The sequence below is a fragment of the Clostridium sartagoforme AAU1 genome (genome assembly GCF_000401215.1).
Classification (GTDB): Bacteria; Bacillota; Clostridia; order Clostridiales; family Clostridiaceae; genus Clostridium; species Clostridium sartagoforme.
Window position 1 is genome coordinate 1 of record NZ_ASRV01000148.1, and the last position, 2,836, is coordinate 2,836.

General features: G+C 29.8%; 3 protein-coding genes. All 3 read left to right on the plus strand.

Annotated elements, in window-relative coordinates; all coding sequences use genetic code 11:
• Positions 1-98 precede the first annotated feature (98 nt).
• Genes istA through A500_RS11530 form a run of 3 tightly spaced genes read left to right on the plus strand, consistent with a single transcriptional unit; the run spans position 99 to position 2,770 of the window.
• The gene (gene istA / locus A500_RS11520; RefSeq protein ID WP_016207762.1) at positions 99-1,565 is read left to right on the plus strand and encodes an IS21 family transposase; all 1,467 of its coding nucleotides are present in this window, start codon (positions 99-101) and stop codon (positions 1,563-1,565) included.
• A gap of 2 nt (positions 1,566-1,567) precedes the next feature.
• Complete coding sequence (gene istB / locus A500_RS11525) at positions 1,568-2,317, plus strand: IS21-like element helper ATPase IstB (protein WP_016207763.1); 750 nt, start codon at positions 1,568-1,570, stop codon at positions 2,315-2,317.
• Positions 2,318-2,329: 12 nt separating this feature from the next.
• Positions 2,330-2,770 carry a hypothetical protein gene (locus A500_RS11530; protein WP_016207764.1) on the plus strand — a complete coding sequence of 147 codons (441 nt, stop codon included), beginning with the start codon at positions 2,330-2,332 and terminating at the stop codon, positions 2,768-2,770.
• The last annotated feature ends 66 nt before the right edge of the window (positions 2,771-2,836 follow it).

The following is a 2,836-nucleotide window of genomic DNA, read 5'->3' on the forward strand; positions in this document are numbered from 1 at the left end:
TTATACTTAAAACTGACCCACCTTTAACGAGTAAAGTTGACCCACCTATAATGGATAAACTATCCTAATCTTTGAACCAAAGATTAGGAGGAATAAAGGTGAAAGATGTGAGAGATTGGATAACAGTTAAAACAATGTATAAGAAAGGAGTTCCGATTCGGCAAATAGCAAGAGAATTAAAAATATCCAGAAATACAGTTAAAAGATTAATACGATTTGAAGAAGAGCCTAATTATAGGAAGCGAGAATATGAAACAAAGATTGATGCTTATCTAGAAGAAATCAGAGTTTGGTACCTTGATCCTGAATATAACTTCATTGGTACAAGAATTTACAGAGAGTTAAAGAAAATTGGGTATGCTGGAAGCATATCGCCGGTATACAGATATTTAAATAAACTAAAAGAAGATAAAATTAATATTCCATTAAAGGCTACAAAACGTATTGAAACACCCTTAGGTGATCAATCACAATTTGATTGGGCACATTATGTAATGACTATAGGTGGAGAAAAAATAACAGTTTATTGTTTTTCATTAATTTTATCAGCATCAAGGAAAAAAGCTATTATATTTTCTAAGTCTTGCGACGGCGAAGCTATATATGAAGCAATACACTTATTATTTAAGAAATTTGGAGGAGTAACAAAAGAATTATTAATAGATAACCCAAAAGCTTTAGTAGATTCTAATAAAGCTGGAGATGAAGTTAATTTTAATACTAATGCATTAAGATTAGCACATTATCTAGGAATATCTCTAAATACCTGCAACCCTTACAGGGCGAGAACCAAAGGTAAAGTAGAGAGACCTTTTCAATATATTGAAGAACAATTTGTGAAAGGAAATAAGTTTAATTCTATGACTGAATTAAATCAAGCTGCTGATATATTTATAGAGGAAGCTAATAATTCTGTCCACAGAACTACGCTAAGAATAACAAATGAGTTCTTTGTAGAAGAATCTCCACATTTAATACCGTTAAGAAGTAAACCTTTTATAATTTGTGACCTTAAAGAGAGAAAAGTAAGTTTAGATTCATATATTTCTGTAGATGCTGTAAAGTATAGCGTACCTGTTGAATATGTAGGTAAAAAAGTATCATTTAGAATAACATTAGGATATAAATTAGAAATATTTAATAAAGCTTTAGATATAATTGCATCTCATGAAATTATTAAGGATAAGGGAAAAATGATTACGGTAGATACTCACTATGGTGATTTAAATAATATTGCACCAAAATCTATTCCTGAAATAATAAGACAATTTGAAAATACATTTTCTAACGGGAAGATATTCTACAAAAACTGTATTCCATATTTAAAGCAACCTAGTTATCACCTGCGTCAAATAATTAAACTCAAGGAGTTATACGATATCGACTCGTTAGACTTAATTTTAAAGTATTGTATTGATAATAATATCTATGAAATTAAAGCTATAAAAACCGTATTAAAAACACAGTATTTTAATATTGTAAAAGGCATGAATTCAGAAGACAAACTCCTTACTATAAGTGAAACTAGTCGTGATTTATCTTATTATGAGGAGGATCAGTTTTAATTATGAAAGACATGATTAACACAGCACCAGAGCATATTAAATCTCTTCTTAAGCAATTTAAATTGTTAGATATTCAGTTAAACTATGAGGCAGAAATAGCTTACGCTATCGAAAATAATCTTGGACATAGAGAGTTTTTAGCAAGATTATTAGCCATCGAGGCTAAAGGAAAAAAAGAAAGAAATACTGAGCGTAATATTAAGGCTGCAAAATTTGAGGGAATAAAAACATTGGATGGATTTGATTTTTCCTTTCCTGATAAAATTAATGAAGCTAAAGTAAGGGATTTAGAAACACTAACATTTATAAATAACAAAGAAAATGTAATTTTAATCGGCCCGCCAGGCGTCGGCAAAAGTCATATTAGTATAGCACTAGGAGTATTAGCTTGTAGAAATGGGTTTAAGGTATTGTTTACTACTGCTCAAGAATTTATGGACAAGTTATATGCTAGCTATCTTCAAGGCTCTTTAGAAAGTAAATTTAAAGCCTTGCGAAAAGTAGATCTATTAATAATTGATGAATTAGGTCATTTTCAAATGGATAAAGAAAAAGAGAGCATATTCTTTCAAATCATCCGCCAACGATATGAAAAAAGCTCTCTAATAATAACTACCAATATACCACTAGGTAATTGGGATAAAATATTTACTAGCAAATTAGCTGCAACTGCAATACTTGATCGACTAATGCATCACTGTCACTTAATAAGTATAACAGGGGATAGCTATAGAGTAAAGGGGATTAAATAGGAGGATTTTAAAATGAAACCTGATCATAAAGATTTAGATTATGAAAAATTTATACATATATTTAATAATGAAGGAAAAAAAGCAGCAAAGGAGTTTGTTGCCAATACTACTTCAATTAATTATGACTATTTTGTTAGGTTATTAAAGAAATATACTAATTACGTATATAATAGGACATTTAAGAGATATGAACTTTCCGCTGATGAGTCTAGTACCTTTATGAGTATGGATGATTTAATAAACAAAGGAAAAGATGATGCTACAAAAGTTGCAGCATCTTTTCCTGAGAAAGTTTATTATAAAGATCCTATCGCTGTACTAAATATAGATATACTTCAAGATAGGCTTATAGAGATATCTAAGTATATTAAAATTAGTCAAAGTACCAAAAGTATTGAAATTAATATGGGCCGCTTACGCGAAAGCGGGTATGATCTTAGCGTTATAAGTTAAATATTGATGGGTCAATTTTATTTGCAAAAGTGGGTCAAAAGTAGTTGACAATCTACAATTTAATGT